Source organism: Streptomyces sp. NPDC050287 (genome assembly GCF_044459385.1).
In the GTDB taxonomy this organism is placed as follows: Bacteria; Actinomycetota; Actinomycetes; order Streptomycetales; family Streptomycetaceae; genus Streptomyces.
Genome location: NZ_JBITIY010000015.1, coordinates 195,801 through 221,791, shown reverse-complemented (window position 1 = coordinate 221,791; position 25,991 = coordinate 195,801). Strand labels below are relative to the sequence as shown.

The following is a 25,991-nucleotide window of genomic DNA, read 5'->3' as shown; positions in this document are numbered from 1 at the left end:
CGGGCCCGGGCCGCCGCGTCGCCCTGAATATGACGCACGACCTGCTCACCACCCTGCGCCCCTTACTCACCGCCGAGGCCTCCGCGGAGGCACATGCCACCGGAACGGAGCCCGGCGACCTGGAGCAGGCGGTCTGGCTCCGCCTCCTGGAACGCCTGGACGCCCAGGACCCGCCCCTCGACCCGCACGGCTGGCTCCGCCGCGCCGTCCGCTCCGAGTCCCGCCGCACCCGCCGTACGAACCGTGTCGAACGGCCGTACGGCATCGAACCGGCCGATGACGGGAACCGCACTCCCGAACAGCTCGCCCTCGCCGCCGCGCGCCGCCGCGCCCTGCATGACGCCGTACGCCGGCTGCCCGGCCGCTGCCCCCGCCTCATGGAGGCGCTCCTGTCGCCGCGGGACCTGACCTACCGCGAGATCGCGGGGGAGTTGGGTATCTCACAGGGCAGTCTTGGCCCGGAACGTTCCAGATGTCTGGGATGTCTTCGGCGATTGCTCACACCGGAGGTTGCGGCCCACGGAGGGCGGGGATAGGAGTGAGGGACAACAGGTGATCAGGTGAGCGGGAGGCGTGCGCACATGGGCATGAGCGTGACCATCTCTGCGGCGGCCGAGCAGGACGCGGAGCAGATCTTCAGGTTGCAGTACCTGTGCTTCCAGAGTGAGGCGGCGCTGTACGGCAACTACCGCATCGACCCGCTCGTCGAGAGCCTGGACTCGGTCCGCGAGGAGGTCGCCGCCGACTGCGTCTTCGTGGCCCGGCTCGGCGACGAGGTGGTCGGCTCGGTCCGCGGCCGCGTCACCGAGGACGGCTCGGCCGCCATCGGCAAGCTCTGCGTCCACCCCCGCCTCCAGGGCCACGGCATCGGCGCACGGCTGCTGCGTGCGGCGGAGTCGGCCCTGGCGGAGGAGCGCGGCGCCAAGAAGTTCCGCCTCTTCACGGGCCACCGCAGCGAGGGCAACCTGCGCCTGTACCGCCGCGTGGGCTACGAGACGGTGGGCACGTCGAGGGGCGCGGACGGGCTCGAGATGATCGTCCTGGAGAAGCACGCGGGCACGTACGCGGCCACGGCCTGAGGGGTGCCGGGGTACCGGTTGCTACGCGGTGCGTGCCTTGCGCAGCCAGTAGATGGCCGACACGGGCAGCAGCACCGGGATGAACAGGTACCCCATCCCGTAGTCGGACCAGACGGTCGCGTCCGGGAACGCCGAGCGGTCCACGAGTGTCCAGGTGCCGACGGTCAGTACGCCCACCAGCTCGGCGGCGCAGCACACGAGCGCCGCCTTGCGGGCCGTCTCCCCGCCGCGCACCAGCGTGTACGTGATGAACCCGTAGACCACACCCGCGACCGCCGACAACGAGTACGCGAGCGGCGCCCGGTCGAACTCGGTCGCGATCTGGTAGACGGAGCGCGACACCGCCCCGACCACCATCACGCCGTACAGCCACACCAACAGCGTGCCCGGCCCGCTGATCAGCCGAGACCTGGTCCGCTTCCGCTCCGTCACGGCCACCTCAGCCTCCCCAGATGTCATAGAGCCGTACCTCCAGCACCGCCAGCACCACACCGCCCGCGGCGACCGTCACCGACCCCCACCGGGTCCGCTCCGCCAGAGACATGAACCCGGCCGCCGGTATGCACGCGAACGCCCCGATCAGATACGCCACGAAGATCGTCGTGCCCTGGTCCGGCTTCTCGCCCCGTGCCAGCTGAACGATCCCGATCACCAGCTGCACCAGCGCCAGCACCGAGACCACTGCCATCCCGATGAAGTGCCAGTCCTTCGTCGGCTGGTCACGGTACGCGGCCCAGCCGCACCACGCGGCGAGCAGAAGTGCGGCGACGCCGGTCACGAGCGTCAGGGCATCAAGCATGCCGTGACCCTATTACGGGCCAAAAGACCCGGCGCGGCCGACCCCGCCGAGGGTCGTAGGGTCGGGGGCATGAAGATCCACGCACAAGCCCTCCTGTTCGACAACGACGGCACCCTCGTCTCCTCCCTCGCCTCCGTGGACCGCTGCTGGACGCGGTGGGCCGCGGAGTACGGGATCACCGTCGAGGACTTCGCCCGCGTCGAACTGCACGGGCGGCCGGCCGTGGAGATAGCCGCCGACCTGCTGCCCGCCGACGTCGTCCCGGAGGCCGTCGCGCGGATCGAGAAGCTGGAAGTGGAGGACGTACCGAACGGCGGCGTGCACCTGCTGCCCGGCACCAGGGCTTTCCTCGACGCGCTGCCGGCCGACCGCTGGGCCGTCGTCACCTCCGCCACCCGGCGCCTGGCCGAGGCCCGCCTCGACGCCGTCGGCATCCTCCCCAAGACGCTGATCGCCGCCGACGACATCACCCGCGGCAAGCCCGACCCCGAGCCCTACCTGCTCGCCGCCCGCCAACTGGGCGTCGACCCCGCCCACTGCGTGGTCTTCGAGGACGCCCCGGCCGGACTCCAGGCCGGACGTGCCGCCGGAATGACCACCGTGGCCTTGACCACAACCCACCAGGCCCACGAACTCACCGCCGACCTCGTGGTGAAGGACCTGTCGGCCTTGTCCGTCGTGGTCACCGACGGGGGAGTGGAGATCTCCCGCCGCACCTGAGGGGCGTGAGCCCCGTCCAGCATGCGGACAGTGGCGCACTGTCAGGACCGTAGGTCTGTTTTACTGATCGCATGACCACGACGAGCAGCCGCACCCTTGCGACCGAGGCGATCCTGACGCCCGGTGTTCGTTGTCCGTGTCGAATGTGCGCCTTCTAGAGGGCCCCCGCACCACCCTCAGGCCCGCGCCGCCCCGCGCCCCGAAGCGAGTCGCCGCGGCCTGTCCGTACGCCCATCCCGTACGTGACTGACGCGGCCCCGCGCACCTGTTCTCCCCCGGCTCCCACGCCACCGCACGAGAACCGTGCCGCGCTCCGACCGAACGCACCCGCCAGGGCACACCCACGCCCTGTACACGACAGTGACGGAAATCCACGTGATCACCACATCGGGCCTCACCAAGGTCTACCGATCCCGCGGCCGCGAGGTCACCGCCCTCGACGGCGTCGACCTCCACGTCCGCGAAGGCGAGGTGTACGGCGTCATCGGCCAGTCCGGCGCCGGCAAGTCCTCGCTGATCCGCTGCATCAACCTCCTCGAACGCCCCACCGCCGGGACGGTGACCGTCGCCGGCCAGGACCTCACCGCCCTGGCCGGGCGCGGACCCCGGGCCGGCCGGGAACTGCGCCAGGCGCGCAGCCGTATCGGCATGGTCTTCCAGCACTTCAACCTGCTGTCGACGCGGACCGTGCAGGACAACGTGGAGCTGCCGCTGGAAATCCTCGGCACGTCGGGCAAGGAGCGTTCCCGCAAGGCGCTGGAACTCCTCGACCTCGTCGGTCTCGCCGACAAGGCCAGTGCCTACCCCGCCCAGCTCTCCGGCGGTCAGAAGCAGCGTGTCGGCATCGCCCGCGCCCTCGCCGGTGACCCCAAGGTGCTGCTGTCCGACGAGGCGACCAGCGCCCTCGACCCCGAGACCACCCGTTCGATCCTCCAGCTGCTGCGCGACCTGAACCGCCAACTCGGCCTGACCGTCCTGCTCATCACCCACGAGATGAACGTCGTGAAGTCGATCTGCGACTCGGCCGCCCTGATGGAGAAGGGCCGCGTCGTCGAGTCCGGCACGGTCAGCGAACTGCTCGCGACCCCGGGCTCCGAACTGGCCTCCGCGCTCTTCCCGGTGGGCGGCGAGGCCTCCGGCGACGACCGGACCGTCGTCGACGTCACCTTCCAGGGCGAGGCGGCGACCCGGCCGGTCATCTCCCAGCTCTCCCGCACCTACAACATCGACATATCGATCCTCGGCGCCGCCATCGACACCGTCGGCGGCCTCCAGGTCGGCCGGATGCGCATCGAACTGCCCGGCCGCTACGAGGACAACGTCGTGCCGATCGGCTTTCTGCGCGAACAGGGCCTGCAGATCGACGTGCTCGACGCGGCGGGCCAGGAATCCCTGCCGGTGAAGGAAGGTGCCAAGTGACCTGGTCCGAAATGCAGCCCCTGCTGGAGCAGGCGTGTTGGGACACCCTCTACATGGTGGGCTGGTCCACGCTGATCGCCGTCGTCGGCGGGCTTCCGCTCGGCGTCCTCCTCGTGCTCACGGACCGGGGCGGACTGCTTCAGAACGTCGTCGCCAACAAGGTCATCGGCCAGGTCGTGAACGTCGCCCGCTCGATGCCGTTCATCATCCTGATGGTCGCGCTGATGAACTTCACGCGCTCCCTCACGGGCACGACCATCGGCCGCGAGGCCGCCATCGTGCCCCTCGCGATCGGCGCGATCCCTTTCTTCGCCCGCCTGGTCGAGACGGCTGTCCGCGAAGTGGACGGAGGGCTCGTCGAGGCCGTGCAGGCGATGGGCGGCAACACCTGGACGATCGTGCGCAAGGTGCTCGTACCGGAGTCCCTGCCGTCCCTCATCTCCAGCACCACGACCACGATCGTCGCCCTCATCGGCTACTCCGCGATGGCCGGCACGGTCGGCGCCGGCGGCCTCGGCGACATCGCCATCCGCTACGGCTACCAGCGCTTCGAAACCGACCTGATGTGGATCACCGTGGCGATCCTCGCCGTGGTCATCTCGGTCATCCAGTTCGCCGGCGACTACGCGGCCCGCTCCCTGCACCGCCGGGGCGGCCGGTCCGGTCCCGGGCCGAAGCTGCGCCTGCTGAAGGCGAAGGAGCCGGCCGCGGCCGACATCAGCAAGGTCGCCTGACCCCTCTCCCGGACTCCCCGCACACCCACCGCGGGGCCGCTCCACCCATAAGGAAAGGCACTTTTCGTGCGTAACACCGCCAAGATCACCACCGCCGTCCTCGCCGTCGGAGCCCTCACCCTCGGGCTCACCGCGTGCGGCTCGGACAAGGACTCCGGCCCCGGCGCCGACGGACCGCTGGTCGTCGCCGCGAGCCCGACCCCGCACGCCGAGATCCTCGACTACGTCAAGGGCCACCTGGCGAAGAAGGCGGGACTCGACCTGGAGGTCAGGGAGTTCACCGACTACGTCACGCCGAACACGGCGACGGAGGACGGCTCCGTGGGCGCCAACTACTTCCAGAACCAGCCCTACCTCGACGACTTCAACAAGAAGAACGGCACCCACATCGTGCCCGTCGTCACGGTCCACCTGGAGCCCCTCGGCCTCTACTCCCACAAGGTCAAGAGCGCCGACGGCCTGAAGAGCGGTGCCACCGTCGCCGTCCCGAACGACAGCGTGAACGAGGCGCGGGCGCTGAAGCTCCTCGCCGCCCACGGGATCATCACGCTCAAGGACGGGGCGGGCAACGACGCGACCCCCTCCGACATCGCGAAGAACCCCAAGAACCTCACCTTCAAGGAGCTGGAGGCGGCCCAGACCCCGCGCTCCCTGGACGACGTGGACGCCGCGGTCGTCAACGGCAACTACGCCATCGAGGCCGGCCTCAAGCCCGCCAAGGACGCCCTCGTACTGGAGTCCGCGAAGAACAACCCGTACGGCAACTTCCTCGCCGTCAAGGAGGGCGACCAGGACGACCCGCGGGTGAAGAAGCTCGCCCGGCTCCTCACCTCCGCCGAGGTCAAGAAGTTCATCCAGGACACGTACGACGGCTCCGTCATCGCGTCCTTCTGATCCCCGCGGCCGCCGGCCGGCCCCGGCCGAGGGCGCGTATACGGCGTATCACCACGCACGGGGTCCATCCGATGACTCGGGGTGGACCCCGTCGTGCGGTTCCGGGCTCACATGCTGCATGCTGGGCAGCTCAGCAGGCTGAAGGTTTCCCGACGGTTACGGAGCGGCGCATGACGAGCACCTTCCCCAACATCTCCATCAGCACGGAGCGGTTGGTGCTGCGTCCCCTCGACGAGGACGACGTGCCCGCGCTGGCCGAGATGATGAACGACGAGCAGGTCGGAGCCTGGACCGACGTCCCCCAGCCGTACACCGAGGACCAGGCCCGCACCTGGATCACCGAGTACGCCCCCACGGAACGCACCGCCGGCCGCGGCCTCGACCTCGCGGTCACCGAGTTCCTCACCCAACGACTCGTCGGCATCGTCCAACTCGGCAAGACCAACTGGCACATCCGCTCCACCGAACTGTCGTACGTCATCGCCCCCTGGGCCCGCGGCGAGGGCTACGCCTCCGAAGCGGCCCTGGCCACCGCCCAGTGGCTGCTGGGCGACCAGAAGTTCGAACGCATCGAGCTGCGCACGGCGGCCGACAACACCGCCTCCCAGCAGGTCGCCCAGAAGATCGGCTGCATCAGCGAGGGCGTCCTGCGCAACGCCTGCATAGCCCACGTCCGCGCCGAGGACGGCACCTGGACCGACGTCCGTACCGACTTCATCGTGTGGAGCCTGCTCCCGGAGGACCTGGACGGAGCGGGCGAGCAGCTGGCCGACTCCCGCGGATTCACCTCCTTCTCCGACTGGAACTGAACCGGGTGCCACGACCCGGCCGCCTCCACCAGGTACCCTCACGGAGCCCGCACCCCCGGGTGCTGCCCCTGACAACCTGCGCAAACCCCCTGGAGACTGAGAGACGATGGCCGACCGGGTCACGGTGATCGGCTGGGACGGCTCGCCGCTGACCGCCGCGGCACGCTCCGCTCTGGGCGCCGCCACCCTCGTGGCCGGAGCCGCCCACCACCTGGCGCTCCCCGAGGTGCCGGCCCGCGCCGAACGCATCCGCCTCGGCAGCGTCGCCCTCGCCGCCCGCCGCATCGCAGGGCACCGCGGCACCGCGGTCGTCCTCGCCGACGGCGACCCCGGCTTCTTCGGTGTCGTACGCACCCTGCGCGCACCCGAGTTCGGCCTCGAGGTCGAAGTCGTCCCCGCCGTCTCCTCCGTCGCCGCCGCCTTCGCCCGTGCCGGTATGCCCTGGGACGACGCCCAGGTGGTCGTCGCCCACCGGCGCACCCTGCGACGCGCCGTGAACGTGTGCCGCGCCCACACCAAGGTCGCCGTCCTCACCTCGCCCGGCGCCGGTCCGGCCGAACTCGGCCTCCTCATGGAGGGCGTCCACCGCACCTTCGTCATCTGCGAGGAACTCGGCACCGAACACGAGCAGGTCACCGTCGTCACCTCCGACAAGGCCGCCGACCACACCTGGCGCGACCCCAACGTCGTCATCGTCATCGGCGGTCCCGCGGGCACGGGGGCCGGGGAGAGCGGCGGCTGGATCTTCGGGCGCGACCCGGGCACCGGACCGCGCGGCTGGGCCCTGCCCGCCGAGGCGTACGGCGGCGACCTCGGCGAAGGAGAGGCGGAACTGCTCCGCGCGGCCCAACTCGCCCGCCTGGGACCGCGCGTCGGCGACCTCGTGTGGGACATCGGCTGCGGCAGCGGCGCGTTCGCCGTGGAGGCCGCCCGGGCCGGCGCCGCCGTCATCGCCGTCGACCGGGAGTTTCCGGCGTGCGCCCGCACAGAGGCCGCCGCACGGGGCTTCGGGGTCCAGCTGCAGATCATCCGCGGCACCGCCCCGCACGTCCTGGAGGACCTGCCCGAACCGGACGTCGTCCGCGTCGGCGGCGGGGGAGCGGCCGTCGTCTCGGCGGTGGCCGACCGCCGCCCGCAGCGCATCGTCACCCACGCGGCGACCCGCGACGCCGCCGAACTCGTCGGCCGTGACCTGACCGAGCACGGCTACCGGGTCGAGTGCGCCCTCGTCCAGTCCGTCGAACTCGACACCCGGGCCTGGACGGAGACCGAGCGGAGCGTCGCGTTCCTGCTCAGCGGTGTCCTGCCGGACCGTACGGCCTGATTCCCGTTCCGTCCCGGATGCTGTCCCCGTGATCCTGTTGTCGTACCGCGCGCGGTAGGCTGGCCGATCGTTGTACCGCACTCGGACACCCGGCGCTTCGTAGGCCAATGTCCGGAAAACGCGCCCGATTTGGGGTGGGTGTGGTACGGCAGAACCGGAGGACGCGCAACGTGGCGCAGTCCACAGCGGGCCGTCGCGGATCAAGCTGTCGTGACGGCGCAACGGCCGCGACAATGCCAGTTAATGGCTTTGTCGTCTTTTGGCGACGGGTCGTTCGTGCCGCTGGGCACGCACGCTCGTTCTTCACTGCGGGGCGGTCGGTGCGCCGTTCCGGGTGAACCGGCCGTAGAAGCACTAACCGATTGGGCGAGGGGTACGCATGACCGACACCGGCCAGATCCCGGCCGAGGGGCTGCCGGAGAACGCAGGCATGGTGGATCAGCCGGGCGCCTCCGCGCACGGTGCGTACACCTACCTCTCCGAGACCACCGCCGAGGACGAAGACCTTTTGCTGCTGCCGGGTGCCCAGGGCGCCTGGGGCAACGAGGTACCGCCGCCCGCGCCGGAGCCCGTCGTCGAGGCCGTGCACGAGCCCGGCCCGCACGAGATCTCGGGCCGCGACAGCGGTTCCGTCGACCTCAGTGCCGTCCGCCTCCCCAACCCGCCGGTCCAGCCCGCCATGCCCAATCCGCCCCGCCGCCCCCTCCACCTCGGGCCGCCCATTCCCGACACCTCCGCGAGCCCGGTCCGCTCCCTCGCCGACCGCGGCGCCGTCGGCGCGCCCGTCCGGCACTCCGGCCCGCCCACGACGGACCCCGAGTACCTCGACGTCCCGCAACCGCGCGAGATGTCCCCGCAGGGCGCGACGCCGTGGGGTGCGCCGACGGCGGTGCAGACCGAGGTTCAGGGTGCGGTGCAGTCCGGGGTTCAGGCGCCGGTGAGCGCGGAGGCCACGGCTGCTGAAACGGTTGTTCCCGTGGAGGGTCAGCCGGTGGAGAGTCAGCCGGCCGAGCCGACGGATCCCGCACAGACGACCGCCGCGGAGGCGGCTCCGGTACGTCCGTCGGCGGACCCCGGTGTCGGGCCGCAGTCGACGGAATCCGGCTTCGCACCCCAGCCGCAGCCCCAGTTCGCGGACGCGGGTCTCGCGGTGCCGGGTCATGAGGCGGAACTCCACGCGCAGCCTCCGCAAGGGGGCGAGACGCCGCTCGACGGTGCGGCCGAGCCGGGTGCCGCGTCGGCGCAGACGTGGGATGCCGACGGGTCGACGGAGGGCGCCTACGCCCCGGACGCGGTCGCGCAGCCGACGGAGGGGGCCGAGGTCCCGGGTACCGGGCAGACGCCGGAAGGCGCGTACGGCCCCGATGGCGGTCAGTTGCCGGTGGGCGCTCCTGTGGCGGATGCCGGGCCACTGTCGCAGAGCACCCGAGGTGCGGATGCCGGGCATCTCGCGGCGGGCGCGCACGGTCCGGATGCCGGTCAGCTGCCGGGCGCTCCTGCTCCCGACGCCGGTCAGCCGTCGGAAGGCGCCCCGGCTTCGGAAGGCGAGCAGCTTTCGGGCGCGGTACCGGTTTCCGACACCGCCCAGAACGTGACGGCGACGGAACCCGGGCCGGACGTCGCCCCGGGCCCGGACTCCGAGCCCGGCGCGGTGGCGGCCGTGGGCGACGATCAGACACCCGGAGCTGAGGCCGACGCGGACACCGGCGAGGTTCCGGCAACGACCGCTGTGCCGGACGCCGGTCAGGACGAGGCGGGTGCGGACGGCCCAGGTGCCCTCGCCGTGGGTCCCGGTGAAGGTGCGCCAGGTGCCGTCGCACCGGCCCCGGGTGACCTTGCGTCTGGCGCCGTGGCGCCCGACGCCGGTCAGTTGCCGGAAGACGCCGTGGCGCCGGACACCGGTCAGTTGCCGGAAGGCCCCGTGGCCCCGGACGCCGCTCAGCGTCCCGAAGGCGTCCCGGTCGAGGACGCCGGGCAGCGTCCCGACAGCGCGGACGTCGCCGAGCCCGTGTCCGCGGTCGCCGCGTCCGAGCCCGCGCCGCACGGTGACCCCGCTTCAGGAGCAGCCCCTACCGGCATCGCGCCGACGCCCGAGGCCGGCGCTCCCGAGCCCGCGATCCCCGACGACGGATCGGCCCCGACCGCCGGACAACTTCCCGAAGCGGACGCCATGCAGGCGCCCGGCGCCGACTCGGCCCCGGTCACCCACTCCACCTCGGTCACCCACCCCACCCCGGACGCCGGAACATCCCCGGCCACCGAGCAGATCCCGTCGGCCGCCCCCGCGTCGGACCCCGGACAGCCCCCCGAGGCCGCCGCTGTCGCCCCCGGCGCACCGCGGTCCCCCGAAGCCGTGCCCTTCCCGGCCGCTCCGGACCCCGCGCACGAGGCCCGGTTCACGGACGGCACCCCCGCCCCCTTCCCGGACACCGAAGGCACCGCCGCCGCGATGCCCCACGACGCGTCACCGCAGCAGGCGATGCCCGAGCACGCCGTACCGGACCCCGGCCGGACACCCACCGCTCGGGACGTCCACCAGGCCCAGGGCCCGCAACTCGCCCCCGCCATGCCCGTCATGGACGACGCACCCCATCCCGCGGACAGCCCCGCACACACACCCGTCGGCCTAGCAGCCGAGCAGCCCCCGGCCCAGGCCGCGGAGTACGCGCCGACACCCCCGCGCGCTTTCACCCTCCCCCCGGAGGACCAGTCGGCGCCGGAACCCGTCACCGCCGTCCCTACTCCCCGTGACGGCGACCCCCAACTCACGCAGCACGCCGAGGACCTGGCCACCCGGGCCGCCGACCAGGAAGACCAGGAAGACCAGCGAGCCCCGCACCACCAGCGAGACCCGCACGACCCGCAGCACCCGGAAGAAGAGAGCACGGCCGCAGTGGAAGACGTACGACCGTCCACCGGCCCGGCCGCGCCCGCCTACGACGACGCCGAGCGCGAGGCGGTCCTCAAGGTCATGCGTGAACGCAGAGACATCCGCAACGGATTCCGCAGCGACCCCATCCCGCACGAGGTGCTGCTCCGGGTCCTGGAGGCGGCCCACACCGCGCCCTCCGTGGGCCACTCGCAGCCGTGGGACTTCGTCGTCATCCGCTCCGCGGGCACTCGCCGTTCGATGCACGAACTGGCGATGCGCCAGCGCGACGCGTACGCCAAGTCCCTCCCCAAGGGCCGGGCGAAGCAGTTCAAGGAACTGAAGATCGAGGCGATCCTCGACACTCCGGTGAACATCGTCGTCACCGCCGACCCGACCCGCGGCGGCCGTCACACCCTCGGCAGGCACACCCAGCCGCAGATGGCCCCGTACTCCGCCGCCCTCGCGGTCGAGAACCTCTGGCTCGCCGCCCGCGCCGAGGGCCTCGGCGTCGGCTGGGTCAGTTTCTTCGACGAGCGTGAGATGGTCCGCGCCCTCGGCCTGCCCGAGCACCTCGAGGTCATCGCCTACCTGTGTGTCGGGTACGTCGACGAGTTCCCGGACGAGCCCGAGCTGATGCAGGCGGGCTGGTCCAAGCGCCGCCCGCTGTCGTGGGTCGTCCACGAGGAGACGTACGGCCGTCGCGCCCTGCCCGGAGAGGAACCGCACGACCTGCTCGCCGAGACCGTCGCCCAGATCCGCCCGCTCGACGCCAAGGCGCTCGGCGAGGCGTGGGAGCGCCAGAAGCGCATGACCAAGCCGGCCGGCGCGCTCGGCATGCTGGAGATCATCTCCGCCCAGTTGTCCGGTCTGTCCCGGCAGTGCCCGCCGCCGATCCCGGAGCCCGCGGCCGTCGCGATCTTCGCGGGCGACCACGGGGTGCACGCGCAGGGGGTCACGCCGTGGCCGCAGGAGGTGACGGCCCAGATGGTCGCCAACTTCCTCGGCGGTGGCGCGGTCTGCAACGCGTTCGCGAGCCAGGTGGGCGCCGAGGTCTGCGTCGTGGACGTGGGCGTCGCCTCCGACCTCCCGGCGACCCCCGGCCTGCTGCCCCGCAAGATCCGCGCGGGCACCTCCGACATGACCACCGGCCCCGCCATGACCCGCGAGGAGGCCAAGCAGGCCATCGAGGTCGGCATCGAGACCGCCCGCGACCTGGTGGCGGCCGGCAACAAGGCCCTGCTCACCGGTGAGATGGGCATCGCGAACACCACGGCGTCCGCGGCGCTCATCTCGGTCTTCACCGGCGCCGACCCGGCCGAGGTCACCGGCCGGGGGACCGGCATCAACGACGAGACGCTGGCCCGCAAGACCGAGGTCGTCCGCCGCGCCCTCGACGTCCACCAGCCGGACCCGGCCGACCCCATCGGCGTTCTCGCGGCCGTCGGCGGCTTCGAACACGCGGCGATGGTCGGCCTCCTCCTCGGCGGCGCCTCCCTGCGTACGCCGGTGATCCTGGACGGCGTCAGCGCCGGCGCGGCCGCCCTGGTCGCCCGCGCCATCGCCCCCGAGGTCCTCGCGGCCTGCATCGCCGGCCACCGCAGCGCCGAACCCGGTCACGTGGCCGCCCTCAACAAACTGGGCCTGCGCCCCCTGGTCGACCTCGACCTCCGCCTGGGCGAGGGCACCGGCGCCCTGCTGGCCCTGCCGCTGGTCCAGAGCACGGCGAGAGCCATGCACGAGGTGGCGACGTTCGACTCGGCGGGGGTAACCGAGAAGTAGGGGTTGTCCGCGGCACTGGAGCACGGGAGGGGGATTCCGGGACGAGGGTCCCGGACCCCCTTCCCTCCTGCCGCCGCTGTGCCCACACACCCCCGCCCGGCAACGCCCGACCAGTGGGCCGCCTGAGCCACCCCACCCCACAGCCCCGTAAAATCCGCACGTCAGGGCCACCGCACCGCACCGCCCCAAGAGGAGCCGCACCCTCATGGCCGAACACCCCGCCTACCCCGTAGGCCTCCGCTTCACCGGCCGCCGAGTCGTCGTCCTCGGCGGCGGCCAGGTGGCCCAGCGCCGCCTCCCGGCCCTGATCGCGGCAGGCGCGGACGTCCTCCTCGTATCCCCCGAGGCCACCCCCTCCGTCGAGGCGATGGCGGACGCGGGCGAGATCGCCTGGCGCCGGCGCCCGTACGCCGAGGGCGACCTCGCCGACGCCTGGTACGCCCTGATCGCCACCAGCGACCCCGAAGCGAACGCACGGGCCTCCGCCGAGGCGGAGGCCCGCCGCGTCTGGTGCGTCCGCTCCGACGACGCCGAGGCCGCCACCGCCTGGACCCCGGCCACCGGCACCAGCGAGGGCGTCACGGTCGCCGTCCTCACCACAAGCGCCCGCGGCCGCGATCCCCGCCACACCGCCGCCATCCGCGACGCGGTCGTCGAGGGCCTGCGCGACGGCACGCTGGTCGCCCCGCACCACCGCACCCGCACCACCGGCGTCGCCCTGGTCGGCGGCGGCCCCGGCGACCCGGACCTGATCACCGTCCGCGGCCGTCGCCTGCTCGCCGAGGCGGACGTCGTCATCGCGGACCGCCTCGGCCCACGGGACCTCCTCGCCGAACTCCCCCCGCACGTCGAGGTGATCGACGCGGCGAAGATCCCGTACGGCCGTTTCATGGCCCAGGAGGCCATCAACAACGCGCTGATCGAGCACGCCAAGCAGGGCAAGTCGGTCGTCCGGCTGAAGGGCGGCGACCCGTACGTCTTCGGCCGTGGCATGGAGGAGCTCCAGGCGCTCGCCGAGGCCGGCATCCCCTGCACCGTCGTCCCCGGCATCTCCAGCTCGATCTCGGTCCCGGGCGCGGCCGGGATCCCGGTCACCCACCGCGGGGTCGCCCACGAGTTCACGGTGGTCAGCGGCCACGTCGCCCCGGACGACGAGCGCTCCCTGGTCGACTGGCCGTCGCTCGCGAAGCTGACCGGCACCCTCGTCGTCCTCATGGGCGTCGACAAGATCGGCCGGATCGCCGAGACCCTGATCGCGCACGGCAAGCCGGCCGACACCCCCGTCGCCCTCGTCCAGGAAGGCACGACGGCCGCGCAGCGCCGGGTCGACGCCACGCTGGCGACCGTCGCCGAGGCCGTACGGACCGAGGACGTGAAGCCGCCGGCCGTCATCGTCATCGGCGAGGTCGTGCAGGTCGGTCCGCCACCATCGGTGTGATCACGCGTAACCCGGGGTAACACTCCCGTTCCCAGCCGTTGGCACCACACCCAGGACAAGGCAGTATCACCCTGTGGCCGATCTCATCACCGTCGAGGATCCCGACGACCCGCGCCTGCGCGACTACACGGGCCTGACCGACGTCGAACTGCGCCGCAAGCGCGAGCCGGCCGAGGGCCTGTTCATCGCCGAGGGCGAGAAGGTCATCCGGCGGGCCAAGGACGCCGGGTACGAGATGCGCTCCATGCTGCTGTCCGCGAAGTGGGTCGACGTCATGCGGGACGTCATCGACGAACTCCCGGCCCCGGTCTACGCGGTCAGCCCCGAGCTCGCCGAACAGGTCACCGGCTACCACGTGCACCGCGGCGCGCTCGCCTCGATGCAGCGCAAGCCCCTGCCCACGGCGGCCGACCTCCTCCGCCGTGCCCGCCGGGTCGTGGTCATGGAGTCGGTCAACGACCACACCAACATCGGTGCGATCTTCCGCTCGGCCGCCGCACTCGGCATGGACGCCGTCCTGCTCTCCCCGGACTGCGCCGACCCCCTCTACCGCCGCAGCGTGAAGGTCTCGATGGGCGCGGTCTTCTCCGTGCCGTACGCCCGTCTGGACACCTGGCCCAAGGGCCTGGAGTCGGTCCGCGAGGCCGGCTTCACCCTGCTCGCCCTCACCCCGGACGCCAAGGCCAGGACCCTCGACGAGGCCGCCCCGCACAAGATGGACCGGGTGGCGCTGATGCTCGGCGCCGAAGGGGACGGCCTGTCCACCCAAGCCCTGGTCGCCGCCGACGAATGGGTCCGCATCCCCATGGCCCACGGCGTCGACTCCCTCAACGTGGGCGCGGCGGCCGCAGTCGCCTTCTACGCGGTGGCCACCGGCCGCCCCGAGCTCTGAGGCACGCTCGTGAGGGCAGCCCGGGTCGCCCGGCCGTCCCGATGCGGCGTCGACTCGTACCGCTGGGACACCAACTGCCCCTGCGACGGCTCATGGTCCGCCGGTACCCGTACCCGCTCCGGCCGCTGCTCCCGTACGACGCCAGGGTCGCCGCCGAGTCCCCGCGACGGCCCCTGGCAACCCTGGGCCGCCGCGATGCCGAGGGCCACGAGCAGCGTGACCACGACGAACACGACCAGCCGCTGACGCAGCAGCCGCGGATTGGCCGGCCGCCGCCCGGTCCCGGTGTTCCTGGACGCCGGACGCCCCCCACCGCTGCGCGGCGCCGGACGGCTCCCGCTGCGGCCGGTGTTCCGCGAGGACGGCGTGGGCCGCGCCCCGGACCGGGAGGACGGTGTCCCGCTGCCGCGCGTGCCGTTGGCGCCGCCGCCCCGTGCGGGGCCCGCACCACGCGACGGCGTGCCACCCCGTACCGGCCCGGACCCGCGTGACCCGGACCCGCCTCGCGGCGGCGGAGTGCCCTGGGTGCCCGGAGCGCCCTGCGTACCCGGTCCGCCGCTCGACGGCCCCAGCGGCCGCCGCTGCGCCGCCCGCTCCGGATAGGTGTCGGCGATCCGTCCGGTGGGCCGGTCCGCCTCCGCGGCGCGCTGCGCCGGCGGACGCAGTTCCGCGAGCCCCTGCGCCTCCCGGGCCGCGATCTCCTTCAGCCGCAGCGACAGCTGAAGCGTGCTGGGCCGCTCCTCGGGATCCTTGGCGAGGCACGCCCGCACGAGCGGGGCGAGCGCGTCCGGCACTCCGTGCAGCTGCGCCTCCTCGTGCACCACGCGGTACAGCATCACCTCGGAACTGCCGTGCCCGAAGGGCGAGTCGCCCATCGACGCGTACGCCAGGGTCGCCCCGAGCGAGAACACGTCCGTGGCCGGGGTGACGGCGGCGCCGCGCACCTGCTCCGGCGCGAGAAAGCCGGGGGAGCCGACCGCCGTGCCGACGTGGGTGAGCGTCGAGGCCCCGGTCGCCCAGGCGATACCGAAGTCGATGATCCGCGGCCCCTTGGGGGACAGCAGGATGTTGGACGGCTTGAGATCCCGGTGCACGACACCGGCCTCGTGCACGGCGACGAGCCCCTCGGACAGCGCGGCCCCCACGGAGGCCACGTCGGCCGCGCCCAGGGGACCCTCGTCGGCGACCTTGTCGTGCAGGGAGGGCCCGGGCACGTACTGCGTGGCGAACCACGGCCGGTCGGCATCCAGATCCGCCGCGACGAGCCGTGCCGTGCACCCGCCGCGAATCCGCCGCGCCGCCGAGACCTCGCGCGCGAACCGCGAGCGGAACTCCTGGTCCTCGGCCAGGTCCGGCCGGATCACCTTCAGTGCGACCCGCTGCCCCTTGCGGTCGGAGCCGAGATAGACGACGCCCATCCCGCCCGCTCCGAGCCGTCTGTGAAGCCTGAACGAGCCGACGACGCGCGGGTCCTCGCGCCTCAGGCGCATCATCGCCATGTTCATCCCCGCTGCCCGGTCCGTGTGACGTGCCACAGCTTACGTTTCCACGGCCCGCCGCGCGCAGAGGCCGCGCCCTCTCGGCCCGATGGATTGTCAGTGCCGGGTGGGAGACTCGAAGAGTGGTCAGGGGCCGCGCGAACAGGCCTGCTTCGCCGTTCGCGTGATCTCAACGACCCGTCACAGAAGGGGGATTGAACCCGTGAAGGGTGATCGCGTGGAAATAGTCGTGGACGCCGGGGACACGACACGTACCTACGAGGTGGTGGCGAGCAGGGCGGGCCGCCGGGTGGAGACAGCGGTACGCCGAGGTGTCGTGGAAGTGAGCGAAGTCACGCGTAACGGGACAGTGGTGCGTACGGCCCGCTTCATGGCGAACCGGGTGCTGGCACTGGTCGAGCAGCCGGTCCCGCGGGAGGACAGCTCGGAAACATCGGGGCACTCCGGACGCCCCCTCCGGGAAGACCCTGAGACCTAGAACGTCGTCTCCACCCAGGGGAGTACGCCGCAGGTCATGGCTCATCCTCCGGGAGGCCCGGCAATCGGTACGAGGGCATGACGCCCGCGAGGCGCCGGACGCCTAGATTTGAGGTCAAGCGGCGGGTGCAGCACTCGTCCCCCGAGGTCAGACACCCGCCGCTGCCAACGACAACGAGACGGTCAGGAGAGGGACCATGGCTCTGACGGCACCGCGGACACTGGTCCGCACCCAGGAGCGCATCGCGCTCCGCCCCCGCCGGACAGGCCGCCGCCACCCCCTGGTGGCGACACTCATGGCCCTTCCCCTGGCGGCACTGCTCCTCCTCGTCTTCGACGGGTGGGAGACAGTGGCCACACAGGCGTCGTCCGTGGGCGTGATGCTGGGGCGCTGAGCGGCGACCCCAGGCCCGGAAGAGCGGTCCGGGCGGGGACATCCACCCATGAAACCCCGTGGGGACGGGGGTGCGGCGGACGGCACAAAATGCCGGCGCAGCTGGGGAGCTGCGCCGGCATTGCTGTGCGCCGAGCCGGCGATCGCGCCCTCGCGGCCCCGGCCCCCGAAGACCTGCGTACCCTCACGGACGAGCAACCCGCCCGCCCGAGGAGTCCCTTGACCACCACCCCCCTCCTCACCGAGCTCAAGACCCGAGCCACGGCCCAGGCCCACGCGACGACCTCGGCCTGCCCGTGCGGAGCCCCGGACGGAACACTGGACGGAGTCGGAGTACGAGGCGAAGCGACAACCGGTGAGTCGACCACGACCCTCGCCGACCGCCCCGACGCCACCGTCGTCCGTCACGCCCACACCGTCGCCAAGGCCCACGCCCCGGACACGGTCCCCCCGGAACTGACCCGCCGCCTCATCACCGCCACCCACCTCCCCGGCATCCTCCTCCCCCCGCTCAGTCCCACGCCCGTCACCCTGCACGGCCGACTCGTCACGTTCTGGCCGTACGGCACTCCCGTGGACCCGGACAATCCGGACGCGGCCCCCTGGGAGGCCGCCGCCACCCTCCTCGCGCGCCTCCACCGCGCCCCGGCCCCGACCACCCCGCTTCCCCCCATGCGCGGCCCCGCCAAGGCCGCCCTCGCCGTGGCCCGTCTCCGTACCGCCGGCGCCCACCCCGCCACGCGCCCGGTTCTGCGCGCCTGGGCCACCCTCCCGTCCTGGGCCCGCGCCGATGCCCCCATGCCGGACACCACCACCCTCTGCCACGGCGACCTCCACCTCGGCCAACTCGTCCGCCACCCGGCCCCCGACGGCCCTTGGCTGCTGATCGACGTCGACGACCTCGGTCTCGGCGTCCCGGCCTGGGACCTCGCCCGCCCGGCCGCATGGTTCGCCTGCGGACTGCTCGCGCCCGACGACTGGACCCGTTTCCTCACCGCCTACCGCACGGCGGGCGGCCCGGCCGTCCCCGCGGACGGCGACCCCTGGCCCGCACTGGACGTCCCGGCCCGCGCCCTCGCCGTGCAGACCGCCGCCCGCTCGATCGCCAAGGCCATCGCCGCGGACCGCCCGCTGGACGACGTGGAGCAGGCCCTCGTCGACGCCTGCGACCGCATGGGTTCCGCCCTGCCGGACGTGCCGCGAGGTTTCCCGACGTAAGGTGCAACCGACCGCAGCCGGACGGGAGTCTGTCCTGGCGAAACGCGTAGCAGGACCGACCGGCGAGGAGTTGAGCCGACCATGCAGTGTCCGAAGTGCCATGCGCCGATGCACACGTACAACCGCAACGGCGTCCAGATCGAGCAGTGCAGCGGCTGCCGCGGCATCTTTCTCGACTACGGCGAGCTGGAGGCGCTGACCCGCCTGGAGTCCCAGTGGGGCGGCGGCCCCGCCGTCCCGCCCCCACCGGCCGCCCCGCAGTACCCGGCCGCTCCCGCCTGGGGCGCCCCGCACGGCGGCCACCACGGCGGCCACCACGGCGGTCATCACAACCGCGGCTTCGGCCACATGCTGTTCTCGAGCTGACGGCAGCCGGTCGGCTCCGGCCGGCCGGCGCACGAAGAAGCCCCCGGCCGATCGGCCGGGAGCTTTCTCTGTGGACGATACTGGGATTGAACCAGTGACCTCTTCCGTGTCAGGGAAGCGCTCTCCCGCTGAGCTAATCGTCCTCGGGACGTGACCCGAGGATCACGGCTACCACGTGCGCGATACTGGGATTGAACCAGTGACCTCTTCCGTGTCAGGGAAGCGCTCTCCCGCTGAGCTAATCGCGCGGGTCGAAGCCTCGCGGCTCCAGAAGCCCGAGGGCTTCAGTGGACGATACTGGGATTGAACCAGTGACCTCTTCCGTGTCAGGGAAGCGCTCTCCCGCTGAGCTAATCGTCCTTGGAGGTGGAGACGGGATTTGAACCCGTGTAGACGGCTTTGCAGGCCGTTGCCTCGCCTCTCGGCCACTCCACCAGGAGTGCGGGGGTCGGGAAGATCCCCCACTTCCTGCGAGCGGACGACCAGGTTCGAACTGGCGACCTCAACCTTGGCAAGGTTGCGCTCTACCAACTGAGCTACGTCCGCTTGTCGTTTCCGGTTCGCGTGCGCGTCCCGGCGACGTGTTGAACTCTAGCGGATTCCGGGGCCAGTACAAAAACGCGTTTGCGCAGCGTGCTGCGCTGCGCCTGCTCACAGCGGTGGGCGCGGGGCCCGGAGGGACAACACCAGGTCACCCCCAGGACACCCGCCATAGACTCGGCTGCGTGCTCCACCTGCCTCCTCTCGCCCGTTTCGGTGACCGGGTCGCCTCCGGGCTCCTCGACGTCACCCGCGACCCCGCCGCTCTGGACTCCACCGGTTTCTGGGCCGTGGCCGCCGACTTCGAGGGCCGGCTGACCTGCGCCCGCTTCCGTGACGTACATCACCGGCCGGTTCCGGCCCCGGTGCCGGGGGCCTGGCGCGGGCCGGCCGCCGACGAGTGGGTCTCCTCCCTCGACCGGGCCGCCTACCAGGCGGGGGTGACCCGTATCCGCGCGTACATCGCGGCCGGGGAGGTCTACCAGGCCAACCTGTGCCGCGTGCTGTCCGCGCCCGTGGACCCGGGCGCGGACGTGGACGCCCTCACCGCCCTGCTGGCGCGCGGCAACCCGGCGCCGTACGCGGGAACGATCCGGTTGCCCGCGCACGGGGTGGAGATCGCCACCGCCTCCCCGGAGCTGTACCTGCGCCGCGACGGCCGTACGGTCCTCTCCGGGCCGATCAAGGGCACCGGTCGGACGGAGGCGGACCTGCGGGACAAGGACTACGCCGAGAACGTGATGATCGTGGACCTGGTCCGCAACGACCTGGGCCGGGTGTGCGCCACCGGCAGTGTGACCGTCCCGGACCTGTGCGTCGTGGAGAAGCATCCCGGCCTGGTCCATCTCGTGTCGACGGTACGGGGCGAGCTGGTCGCCGGCGCGGGCTGGCCGGAGCTGCTGGCCGCCGCCTTCCCGCCCGGTTCGGTCACCGGGGCGCCCAAGCCGAGCGCGCTGCGGATCATCGAGGCACTGGAGACCGCGCCCCGGGGGCCGTACTGCGGCGGGATCGGCTGGGTGGACGCCGACCGCGGCACCGGTGAGCTGGCCGTGGGCATCCGCACCTTCTGGATCGACCGCGCGGACGGTGCGCTGCGGTTCGGAACCGGCGCCGGCATCACCTGGGGCTCCGACCCCGAGGCCGAATGGCGGGAGACCGAGCTCAAGGCGTCCCGGCTGCTCGCGGTAGCGTCGGGAGAGTACTCGGGGCAGTACGAGGCGAACGGAGAGGGACCGACGTGAAGATCTGGCTCGACGGCGGGCTGCGGGACATCGAGTCCGCCCGTGTCTCCGCCCTCGACCACGGGCTGACCGTGGGCGACGGCGTCTTCGAGACGGTGAAGACGGTCGACGGGAAGCCGTTCGCGCTCACCCGGCACCTGGACCGGCTGACCCGCTCCGCACGCGGCCTCGGTCTGCCGGACCCCGACCTCGACGAGGTCCGCCGCGCCTGCGCCGCCGTCCTGGCCGCCGAACCGATGCCGCTCGGCCGCCTGCGCATCACCTACACCGGCGGTTACGGCCCCCTCGGCTCCGACCGCGGCGACCAGGGACCGACCCTCCTGGTCGCCCTCGGGGAGTCCACGTGGCGCCCGGACTCCACGGCCGTGATCACCGTCCCCTGGACCCGCAACGAACGCGGCGCGCTCGCCGGCCTCAAGACGACGTCGTACGCCGAGAACGTCGTCGCCCTGGCCAGGGCCCGCCGACACGGTGCTTCCGAGGCGCTGTTCGGCAACACGGTGGGACAGCTCTGCGAGGGCACCGGGTCCAACGTCTTCGTCGTCCTCGACGGCGAGATCCACACCCCGCCGCTCGCCTCCGGCTGCCTCGCGGGCATCACCCGCGCCCTGGCGGCCGAGTGGACCGGGGCCAGGGAGACGGACCTGCCGCTGGAGATCCTGGGGCGTGCGGACGAGGTCTTCCTGACCTCCACGCTCCGGGACGTACAGGCCGTGCACCGCGTCGACGACCGCGAACTGCCGGGCGCCCCGGGCCCGGTGACCGCCAAGGCCATGCGGATCTTCGCCGAGCGGTCGGGGCACGACCAGGATCCGTAGGACGGCCGAGACCCACGGGCGTGCGGGAAAATGGGCTGACGCGAGCCTCCGTGATGGGTAGAACACCCCTGATGACCACGACTCTGCGGCCGACCGAGCCGCTTCAGCACGGTGCCGGCGGAACGCGTTCACGCCGCTACCAGGTATGCGTGAACAGCCGTCCCGTCGGCCGGATACACCTCGACACGTCCCCGTCCTTCGGAGACGCGGTCGCGCGGATCCTGGACCTGCACATCGAGGAGCCGGACCGCCGGCGCGGCCGGGGGACGGTGGCCGCTCTCGCCGCCGAGGAGGTGGCGCGCGGCTGGGGCTGCAAGCGGATCGACGTGTCGGTGCCCGCCGAGGCCGAGGCGGCCCTGCGGGCGGCGACCGCCCTCGGATACGTCGTACGCAACCGTCTGATGGGCAAGGCACTCGGCGCCCACGCGCCGGAACTGGCCGCCGGGAGCCGTGGCCGTCCCCTGACCCCGACGGAGTACGACGCCTGGCTGGAGCACGGGAAGGAGGCCTACGCGCAGAGCTGGATCTCGCGCGGAGTGCCCGAGGCCGAGGCACGCGCCAAGGCCGAACGGGACTACGCCACTTTGCTGCCGGACGGCCCGACCACCGAGGGAGTGCTCGTGAGCGTCCTGGAACACCAGGGCACCCGGGTCGGCACGCTGTGGGTGGCGGAGCGAGAGGGCATGGGCTTCGTCTACGACGTCGAGACCGAGAAGGCGCACCGGGGCCGGGGACACGGCCGGACGCTGATGCTTCTGGCGGAGGCGCAGGCCGTGGCCTCGGGATGGACCGGTATCCGTCTCAACGTCTTCGCGGGCAACACCCCGGCCGAGCGGCTCTACGAGTCCCTCGGCTACCGGACGCTCACCCACCACTTCTACAAGGACCTGCTCTGAACCTCACGCGCCCCCGGCCAGCAGCCGGTCGGCGATCTCCTCGACGCGCTCCCGCAGCCCTTCCTGGCTCTTGCCGCCGTCGAGGCGCTCGCCGCCGATGACATAGGTGGGCGCGCCGGTGACGCCGATCGCCTTGCCCTCGGCCTGGTCCGCGTCCACGATCAGGATGTGCCTGCCGTCGATCAGCGCGGTGTCGAATTCCTCGGCGTCCAGGCCGAGTTCCCGGGCGGCCTCGATCAGGAAGGCTTCCCCGGCGCGGTCCAGCTCCTCGACCCGGCCGAGCACCGCCTCGACGTACGGCCAGCCCTGTCCCTGCTCCGCGGCCTCCTCGGCGGCCTGGGCGGCGGCGAAGGCGTGCTGGTTCTTCTCCAGGGGGAAGTGCCGCAGACGCAGCTCGAGCCGCTCGCCGTAGCGGGCGCGCAGGGCCCGGAGGTCGTCCAGGGCGCTGCGGCAGTCCGGGCACTGCAGGTCGCACCAGACGTCGAGAACGGGGGCCGCGGGGCGGGCGGGGGAGGAGTCGCTCATGTCCCCAGTCTCCCAGCCCGGCGCGCCACGACCCAATCGGAACCGGGCGGTCACGCGGGCCGCCTGAGGCCTACGGCGCATACGCTCGGGCAGCCCGAGTCGTACGGCTCGACCGCTCAGGCTTCCCGGGTCGTGGCACATGCGGCACATCCCGAGTCGTACGGTTCACGGCTCGTACGGCACCTGCGGAGGAGCCGACCCGGAGATGTCCCTGATGTCCGGCCGGAGCATGGCCCGTCCGGGTGTGACGGGTGCAGGATGGAAGGGACGAAAGCGGCCCGTGCCGACTGAGCCCTGCCTGGAGGACCGGATGATTGCCGAGACCGTCTGTTCCGCCGTCGCCGTGGCAGGCCTGGGTATCGCGGCGGTCACGGCGTACCGCAAGCGTTTCCTGGCGGCCACCCGCATCGCCGCCTACTCGCTCGTTCCCGTCGGTCTGGTCATGACCGGTGTCGTCAAGTGGGTCGCGGACAGCGCCTTCAGCCTGACGGCCTGGGCCGGCTTCGGGGTGCTCGGTGTCTCCTGGCTGTTGTTCATGACCACGCGCGCGGTGGAGCGCCGCCGAGGCGGTACCCGCAAGGAGCGCAGGGCGGCCGCGAAGGAGGCCCGGCGCGAGGCGGTGGCCCCGGCGGCTTCGGCGCCCTCCCTGGGCCCGGCCACCCGCCCGGCGGCCCAGCCCGCGAGCCGGCCGCGCAAGGAGTCCGCGGCCGACGACTTCAGCGACATCGAGGCGATCTTGAAGAAGCACGGCATATGACCTGGCCGGTGCGGTGGCATATGACTTCCGCATGACGACTGAAACGTCACAGACAGGTCCCCGCCCGCCCGGAAATGATCACTACCCGAACGGGACATCACGGAATACTGCGAACTCCCGCTCATTACGGGCGTGTTGATCGCGTGGCGTGCGCGGACTGCGTCATCATCGCCGCGAGATGCTGGACACGAAACAGAGCGACGCCGCGCCACCTCAGGACGAGCCGCGCGGGTGCCTCTTCGCCCTTTCCCAGCCACCGCTGATGATCTTCCTTGCGGTGATCGGGTGTCTCCTGCTCATGGCTGCGCTGCACGATCTGCTGCTGCTCTGAGCCGTACTCGCGGTCTCCGGCGTCACCCGCCGGGGGCCGCGTCGACATCGCTGTGACGTCCAGGCGGACCGGATCGGCCGCAACGACCGGGTATCAGCTCGCCGCTTCCTTGCGCCGCGCCCGGTACGCGGCCACATGGAGCCGGTTTCCGCAGGTGCGGCTGTCGCAGTAACGTCGCGAGCGGTTGCGGGAGAGGTCCACGAAGGCACGCCGGCAGTCGGGCGCCTCGCAGCGGCGCAGCCGTTCCTGCTCACCGGCCACCACGAAGAACGCCAGCGCCATCCCGCAGTCGGCGGCCAGGTGGTCGGCGACGGAGGCGCCGGGCGCGAAGTAGTGGACATGCCAGTCGTAGCCGTCGTGGTCCGTGAGCCGCGGGGTGGTGCCCGCGGCGGCGACCAGCTCGTTGATCAGTCCGGCGGCGGTCCGGGGGTCCGGGGCGGCGAAGACCGCGGCGAACCGTCCGCGGATCTTGCGCACCGCCGAGAGATCGAATTCCGAGAGCACGCCGACGTCGCTCATTTTGTGGTTTTGTACGAAATTCTCCAGGGCCGCGACATCCTGCAGCCCGTCCGGCGTCGTGTCGTCCTCCGGCGCCGTGTTGACCAGATCCACCACGGTGTCGAGGGCGCACCGGGTGTCGTGGGTGATCAGCACGTTTCGCTCCCTGGCCTGGGGGTCGGGCGCACGCCCGCCGATGCTGGCCGATGGTAACGGCTCGCAGGGAGTGTCAGTATCCGCTCGTTCCCGCTGCCGGGCGGCGGAAGTATCCGCCCGTTCCCGGTGCCGGTCGGCGGAAGCCGCCCCTCAGGAGCCGGAAAGCACGCGCACCGGCGCCGCCCCGCGAGGATCCGCGGCGACGGCGCCGGCGTGTGCCGTATGCGGTTGTCTGGGCCCGAGCCGTCTCCCCGAGTGGACGGCGCCGGGCGGCTCTGTGCGGTCTCGCCCCCTAGCTTTCCGCCAGGATGTGCGAGAGCTCCTGATCGAGATCGAAGTGCCGGTGTTCCGTGCCGGGCGGCACGGCGGCGTCAGTGCGCTTCAGGAAGGATTCCAGGGCCCGCGCCGGGGCCTCGAGCAGGGCCTCGCCCTCCGGAGAGCTCAGGGCGATGCAGACGACGCCCTGGCCGTGACTGCGCGACGGCCAGACACGGACGTCGCCGGTTCCGGTGGGCCGGTGGAGGCCCTCCGCGAGGAGGTCGCGGGCGAACACCCACTCGACGGTCTCCTCGGCTCCGGTGTGGAAGGTGGCGTGCACGGCGTAGGGGTCGGCCGTGTCGTACCGCAGGCCTGCGGGGACAGGCAGGGAGGACTCGCTCGACACAACGAGGCGCAGGTGCAGCTCGCAGCTGACCGTGGTGTTCATAAGCGCCAGGGCCTTTCGCTCAGTGTGCGCTCGGGGATTCGCACGTCGGCGAAATCGACATGCCACCTACGGTGCCGTTGTAAACCCCTCTGAGTGTTTTGCGTGCCTTTACGTAACTCTTCCGGCCGAGAGTGTGTTCGCACGGTACGACCATTCCGGTGACTGGTTTCTGTCCGGTAGGGTTTGGCCGTATGAATACGGGGAGTGACGAGCCGGGCAAGGTTGCCGTGGCGGCGGACGGGGCGAAGGTGGACGGACCGACGGGCGAGCAGGGGCTCGGCTCCAAGGCGCCCGAATTCATCAAGGCGCGCCGCATGCTGCACCTGAGCTGGCAGGTCGGGATCTTCGTCATCGGGCTCGCGGTCGTGGTCCTCGGCATCATCATGCTGCCGCTGCCCGGACCGGGCTGGGTGGTGATCTTCGGCGGCATGGCGATCTGGGCGACCGAGTTCGTCTGGGCCCAGCTGGTGCTGCGCTGGACCAAACGCAAGGTCACCGAGGCGGCCCAGCGTGCCCTGGATCCCAAGGTGCGGCGGCGCAACATCATTCTGACGTCGGTCGGCCTGGTGATCGTGGCCGCCATCGTCGGCGTCTACCTCTGGAAGTTCGGTCTCGTGATGCCCTGGAAGATCAAGGACCAGTGATCCGCGGCGGGGGTGCGCGGGCCGCTTGCCGGCGGTCACCCGCACCCCCTGACATGCGGTAATGTTCTTCGTGCGCCCGGGCGATTAGCTCAGTGGGAGAGCGCTTCGTTCACACCGAAGAGGTCACTGGTTCGAACCCAGTATCGCCCACCCGGATACGGCGGCC

At 72.1% G+C, this 25,991-nt stretch carries 27 protein-coding genes and 6 tRNA genes; 22 read left to right on the top strand and 11 right to left on the bottom strand.

Annotation, left to right across the window (positions count from 1 at the left end):
* The first annotated feature begins 29 nt into the window (after positions 1 to 29).
* Both ACIBK3_RS38775 and ACIBK3_RS38770 read left to right on the top strand, forming a co-directional pair.
* Positions 30 to 536: a sigma-70 family RNA polymerase sigma factor gene (locus ACIBK3_RS38775; RefSeq protein ID WP_399372658.1), complete on the top strand. Its 507-nt coding sequence runs from the start codon at positions 30 to 32 to the stop codon at positions 534 to 536.
* 45 nt (positions 537 to 581) lie between these two features.
* Entirely contained in the window at positions 582 to 1,079 is a 498-nt protein-coding gene (locus tag ACIBK3_RS38770) for a GNAT family N-acetyltransferase (protein WP_399372657.1), read from the top strand.
* 21 nt (positions 1,080 to 1,100) lie between these two features.
* Here the strand turns inward: ACIBK3_RS38770 and ACIBK3_RS38765 are convergent, their stop codons facing one another.
* Positions 1,101 to 1,538, bottom strand: coding sequence for a hypothetical protein (locus ACIBK3_RS38765; RefSeq protein WP_399372605.1), 438 nt, complete (start codon positions 1,536 to 1,538; stop codon positions 1,101 to 1,103).
* Positions 1,519 to 1,878, bottom strand: coding sequence for a hypothetical protein (locus ACIBK3_RS38760; protein WP_399372604.1), 360 nt, complete (start codon positions 1,876 to 1,878; stop codon positions 1,519 to 1,521). Before ACIBK3_RS38760 ends, ACIBK3_RS38765 begins: the two co-directional genes overlap by 20 nt.
* A gap of 69 nt (positions 1,879 to 1,947) precedes the next feature.
* Here ACIBK3_RS38760 and ACIBK3_RS38755 point away from each other — a divergent pair, with 69 nt between their 5' ends.
* The 9 genes from ACIBK3_RS38755 (at position 1,948) to ACIBK3_RS38715 (ending at position 14,759) form a co-directional block, all read left to right on the top strand.
* Complete coding sequence (locus ACIBK3_RS38755) at positions 1,948 to 2,598, top strand: HAD family hydrolase (RefSeq protein WP_399372602.1); 651 nt, start codon at positions 1,948 to 1,950, stop codon at positions 2,596 to 2,598.
* A 375-nt stretch (positions 2,599 to 2,973) separates the two neighbouring features.
* The gene (locus ACIBK3_RS38750) at positions 2,974 to 4,017 is read left to right on the top strand and encodes a methionine ABC transporter ATP-binding protein (RefSeq protein WP_399372601.1); all 1,044 of its coding nucleotides are present in this window, start codon (positions 2,974 to 2,976) and stop codon (positions 4,015 to 4,017) included.
* Positions 4,014 to 4,751 carry a methionine ABC transporter permease gene (locus ACIBK3_RS38745; RefSeq protein WP_399372600.1) on the top strand — a complete coding sequence of 246 codons (738 nt, stop codon included), beginning with the start codon at positions 4,014 to 4,016 and terminating at the stop codon, positions 4,749 to 4,751. Before ACIBK3_RS38750 ends, ACIBK3_RS38745 begins: the two co-directional genes overlap by 4 nt.
* Positions 4,752 to 4,817: 66 nt before the next feature.
* Positions 4,818 to 5,645: a MetQ/NlpA family ABC transporter substrate-binding protein gene (locus ACIBK3_RS38740; RefSeq protein WP_399372599.1), complete on the top strand. Its 828-nt coding sequence runs from the start codon at positions 4,818 to 4,820 to the stop codon at positions 5,643 to 5,645.
* A gap of 170 nt (positions 5,646 to 5,815) precedes the next feature.
* A complete protein-coding gene (locus ACIBK3_RS38735) occupies positions 5,816 to 6,454 on the top strand; it encodes a GNAT family N-acetyltransferase (RefSeq protein ID WP_399372598.1) in 639 nt (212 codons plus the stop codon).
* Between the two features lie 106 nt (positions 6,455 to 6,560).
* Complete coding sequence (cbiE, locus tag ACIBK3_RS38730; RefSeq protein WP_399372597.1) at positions 6,561 to 7,778, top strand: precorrin-6y C5,15-methyltransferase (decarboxylating) subunit CbiE; 1,218 nt, start codon at positions 6,561 to 6,563, stop codon at positions 7,776 to 7,778.
* 379 nt (positions 7,779 to 8,157) lie between these two features.
* Positions 8,158 to 12,429, top strand: a complete 4,272-nt coding sequence (gene cobT / locus ACIBK3_RS38725; RefSeq protein WP_399372596.1) for a nicotinate-nucleotide--dimethylbenzimidazole phosphoribosyltransferase — start codon at positions 8,158 to 8,160, stop codon at positions 12,427 to 12,429.
* 205 nt (positions 12,430 to 12,634) lie between these two features.
* Positions 12,635 to 13,867 carry a uroporphyrinogen-III C-methyltransferase gene (cobA, locus tag ACIBK3_RS38720; RefSeq protein ID WP_399372595.1) on the top strand — a complete coding sequence of 411 codons (1,233 nt, stop codon included), beginning with the start codon at positions 12,635 to 12,637 and terminating at the stop codon, positions 13,865 to 13,867.
* A 73-nt stretch (positions 13,868 to 13,940) separates the two neighbouring features.
* Entirely contained in the window at positions 13,941 to 14,759 is an 819-nt protein-coding gene (locus ACIBK3_RS38715) for a TrmH family RNA methyltransferase (RefSeq protein WP_399372594.1), read from the top strand.
* On the opposite strand, the gene ACIBK3_RS38710 is transcribed toward ACIBK3_RS38715, so the two are convergent.
* Positions 14,726 to 16,264 (bottom strand): protein kinase, encoded by a 1,539-nt coding sequence (locus tag ACIBK3_RS38710; protein WP_399372656.1) that lies wholly within the window; start codon positions 16,262 to 16,264, stop codon positions 14,726 to 14,728. The two genes, ACIBK3_RS38715 and ACIBK3_RS38710, sit on opposite strands and share 34 nt — an antisense overlap.
* Before the next feature lie 196 nt (positions 16,265 to 16,460).
* Here ACIBK3_RS38710 and ACIBK3_RS38705 point away from each other — a divergent pair, with 196 nt between their 5' ends.
* The 4 genes from ACIBK3_RS38705 to ACIBK3_RS38690 all read left to right on the top strand — a co-directional run bounded on the left by ACIBK3_RS38705 (position 16,461) and on the right by ACIBK3_RS38690 (position 18,713).
* A complete protein-coding gene (locus ACIBK3_RS38705; protein ID WP_399372593.1) occupies positions 16,461 to 16,736 on the top strand; it encodes a hypothetical protein in 276 nt (91 codons plus the stop codon).
* 196 nt (positions 16,737 to 16,932) lie between these two features.
* Complete coding sequence (locus ACIBK3_RS38700; RefSeq protein ID WP_030670594.1) at positions 16,933 to 17,130, top strand: hypothetical protein; 198 nt, start codon at positions 16,933 to 16,935, stop codon at positions 17,128 to 17,130.
* Positions 17,131 to 17,348: 218 nt separating this feature from the next.
* Complete coding sequence (locus tag ACIBK3_RS38695) at positions 17,349 to 18,347, top strand: phosphotransferase family protein (protein ID WP_399372591.1); 999 nt, start codon at positions 17,349 to 17,351, stop codon at positions 18,345 to 18,347.
* A gap of 81 nt (positions 18,348 to 18,428) precedes the next feature.
* A complete protein-coding gene (locus tag ACIBK3_RS38690) occupies positions 18,429 to 18,713 on the top strand; it encodes a zf-TFIIB domain-containing protein (RefSeq protein ID WP_399372589.1) in 285 nt (94 codons plus the stop codon).
* 71 nt (positions 18,714 to 18,784) lie between these two features.
* On the opposite strand, the gene ACIBK3_RS38685 is transcribed toward ACIBK3_RS38690, so the two are convergent.
* The 5 genes from ACIBK3_RS38685 to ACIBK3_RS38665 form a co-directional block, all read right to left on the bottom strand.
* Positions 18,785 to 18,856: transfer RNA gene (locus ACIBK3_RS38685), tRNA-Val, on the bottom strand.
* 33 nt (positions 18,857 to 18,889) lie between these two features.
* Positions 18,890 to 18,961, bottom strand: a tRNA-Val gene (locus tag ACIBK3_RS38680).
* A 40-nt stretch (positions 18,962 to 19,001) separates the two neighbouring features.
* Positions 19,002 to 19,073 (bottom strand) — tRNA-Val (locus ACIBK3_RS38675).
* Position 19,074: 1 nt separating this feature from the next.
* A tRNA-Cys gene (locus ACIBK3_RS38670) sits at positions 19,075 to 19,148 on the bottom strand.
* Positions 19,149 to 19,186: 38 nt separating this feature from the next.
* Positions 19,187 to 19,259 (bottom strand) — tRNA-Gly (locus tag ACIBK3_RS38665).
* A gap of 179 nt (positions 19,260 to 19,438) precedes the next feature.
* Here ACIBK3_RS38665 and ACIBK3_RS38660 point away from each other — a divergent pair.
* From ACIBK3_RS38660 to ACIBK3_RS38650, 3 genes are all read left to right on the top strand, one after another.
* Entirely contained in the window at positions 19,439 to 20,494 is a 1,056-nt protein-coding gene (locus ACIBK3_RS38660) for a chorismate-binding protein (protein WP_399372587.1), read from the top strand.
* Complete coding sequence (locus ACIBK3_RS38655; protein WP_399372586.1) at positions 20,491 to 21,312, top strand: aminotransferase class IV; 822 nt, start codon at positions 20,491 to 20,493, stop codon at positions 21,310 to 21,312. The genes ACIBK3_RS38660 and ACIBK3_RS38655 overlap by 4 nt, the downstream gene beginning before the upstream one ends.
* Positions 21,313 to 21,383: 71 nt before the next feature.
* A complete protein-coding gene (locus tag ACIBK3_RS38650) occupies positions 21,384 to 22,208 on the top strand; it encodes a GNAT family N-acetyltransferase (RefSeq protein WP_399372585.1) in 825 nt (274 codons plus the stop codon).
* A gap of 3 nt (positions 22,209 to 22,211) precedes the next feature.
* On the opposite strand, the gene ACIBK3_RS38645 is transcribed toward ACIBK3_RS38650, so the two are convergent.
* Positions 22,212 to 22,733 (bottom strand): DsbA family protein, encoded by a 522-nt coding sequence (locus ACIBK3_RS38645; protein WP_399372584.1) that lies wholly within the window; start codon positions 22,731 to 22,733, stop codon positions 22,212 to 22,214.
* Between the two features lie 310 nt (positions 22,734 to 23,043).
* Between ACIBK3_RS38645 and ACIBK3_RS38640 the strand changes: the two genes are divergently transcribed.
* Both ACIBK3_RS38640 and ACIBK3_RS38635 read left to right on the top strand, forming a co-directional pair.
* On the top strand, positions 23,044 to 23,490 hold the full coding sequence (locus ACIBK3_RS38640; RefSeq protein ID WP_399372582.1) for a hypothetical protein: 447 nt from the start codon (positions 23,044 to 23,046) through the stop codon (positions 23,488 to 23,490).
* 148 nt (positions 23,491 to 23,638) lie between these two features.
* On the top strand, positions 23,639 to 23,821 hold the full coding sequence (locus ACIBK3_RS38635; RefSeq protein WP_399372662.1) for a hypothetical protein: 183 nt from the start codon (positions 23,639 to 23,641) through the stop codon (positions 23,819 to 23,821).
* A gap of 93 nt (positions 23,822 to 23,914) precedes the next feature.
* On the opposite strand, the gene ACIBK3_RS38630 is transcribed toward ACIBK3_RS38635, so the two are convergent.
* Positions 23,915 to 24,475 carry a CGNR zinc finger domain-containing protein gene (locus ACIBK3_RS38630; RefSeq protein WP_399372581.1) on the bottom strand — a complete coding sequence of 187 codons (561 nt, stop codon included), beginning with the start codon at positions 24,473 to 24,475 and terminating at the stop codon, positions 23,915 to 23,917.
* A 292-nt stretch (positions 24,476 to 24,767) separates the two neighbouring features.
* The gene (locus ACIBK3_RS38625) at positions 24,768 to 25,181 is read right to left on the bottom strand and encodes an SsgA family sporulation/cell division regulator (RefSeq protein WP_004002642.1); all 414 of its coding nucleotides are present in this window, start codon (positions 25,179 to 25,181) and stop codon (positions 24,768 to 24,770) included.
* Between the two features lie 191 nt (positions 25,182 to 25,372).
* On the opposite strand from ACIBK3_RS38625, the gene ACIBK3_RS38620 reads away from it, so the two are divergent.
* Together ACIBK3_RS38620 and ACIBK3_RS38615 are read left to right on the top strand one after the other, a co-directional pair.
* On the top strand, positions 25,373 to 25,825 hold the full coding sequence (locus ACIBK3_RS38620) for a TIGR02611 family protein (RefSeq protein ID WP_399372580.1): 453 nt from the start codon (positions 25,373 to 25,375) through the stop codon (positions 25,823 to 25,825).
* A 78-nt stretch (positions 25,826 to 25,903) separates the two neighbouring features.
* Positions 25,904 to 25,975, top strand: a tRNA-Val gene (locus tag ACIBK3_RS38615).
* The last annotated feature ends 16 nt before the right edge of the window (positions 25,976 to 25,991 follow it).

Coding starts and splice junctions, on each gene's coding strand:
- cobA (WP_399372595.1), top strand. CDS start 12,635: ATGGCCGAACACCCCGCCTACCCCGTAGGCCTCCGCTTCACCGGCCGC.
- ACIBK3_RS38645 (WP_399372584.1), bottom strand. CDS start 22,733: ATGAGCGACTCCTCCCCCGCCCGCCCCGCGGCCCCCGTTCTCGACGTC.
- ACIBK3_RS38620 (WP_399372580.1), top strand. CDS start 25,373: ATGAATACGGGGAGTGACGAGCCGGGCAAGGTTGCCGTGGCGGCGGAC.
- ACIBK3_RS38640 (WP_399372582.1), top strand. CDS start 23,044: ATGATTGCCGAGACCGTCTGTTCCGCCGTCGCCGTGGCAGGCCTGGGT.
- ACIBK3_RS38775 (WP_399372658.1), top strand. CDS start 30: ATGACGCACGACCTGCTCACCACCCTGCGCCCCTTACTCACCGCCGAG.
- ACIBK3_RS38765 (WP_399372605.1), bottom strand. CDS start 1,538: ATGACATCTGGGGAGGCTGAGGTGGCCGTGACGGAGCGGAAGCGGACC.
- ACIBK3_RS38700 (WP_030670594.1), top strand. CDS start 16,933: ATGGCTCTGACGGCACCGCGGACACTGGTCCGCACCCAGGAGCGCATC.
- ACIBK3_RS38625 (WP_004002642.1), bottom strand. CDS start 25,181: ATGAACACCACGGTCAGCTGCGAGCTGCACCTGCGCCTCGTTGTGTCG.
- ACIBK3_RS38710 (WP_399372656.1), bottom strand. CDS start 16,264: ATGAACATGGCGATGATGCGCCTGAGGCGCGAGGACCCGCGCGTCGTC.
- ACIBK3_RS38755 (WP_399372602.1), top strand. CDS start 1,948: ATGAAGATCCACGCACAAGCCCTCCTGTTCGACAACGACGGCACCCTC.
- ACIBK3_RS38735 (WP_399372598.1), top strand. CDS start 5,816: ATGACGAGCACCTTCCCCAACATCTCCATCAGCACGGAGCGGTTGGTG.
- cbiE (WP_399372597.1), top strand. CDS start 6,561: ATGGCCGACCGGGTCACGGTGATCGGCTGGGACGGCTCGCCGCTGACC.
- ACIBK3_RS38690 (WP_399372589.1), top strand. CDS start 18,429: ATGCAGTGTCCGAAGTGCCATGCGCCGATGCACACGTACAACCGCAAC.
- cobT (WP_399372596.1), top strand. CDS start 8,158: ATGACCGACACCGGCCAGATCCCGGCCGAGGGGCTGCCGGAGAACGCA.
- ACIBK3_RS38770 (WP_399372657.1), top strand. CDS start 582: ATGGGCATGAGCGTGACCATCTCTGCGGCGGCCGAGCAGGACGCGGAG.
- ACIBK3_RS38760 (WP_399372604.1), bottom strand. CDS start 1,878: ATGCTTGATGCCCTGACGCTCGTGACCGGCGTCGCCGCACTTCTGCTC.
- ACIBK3_RS38650 (WP_399372585.1), top strand. CDS start 21,384: ATGACCACGACTCTGCGGCCGACCGAGCCGCTTCAGCACGGTGCCGGC.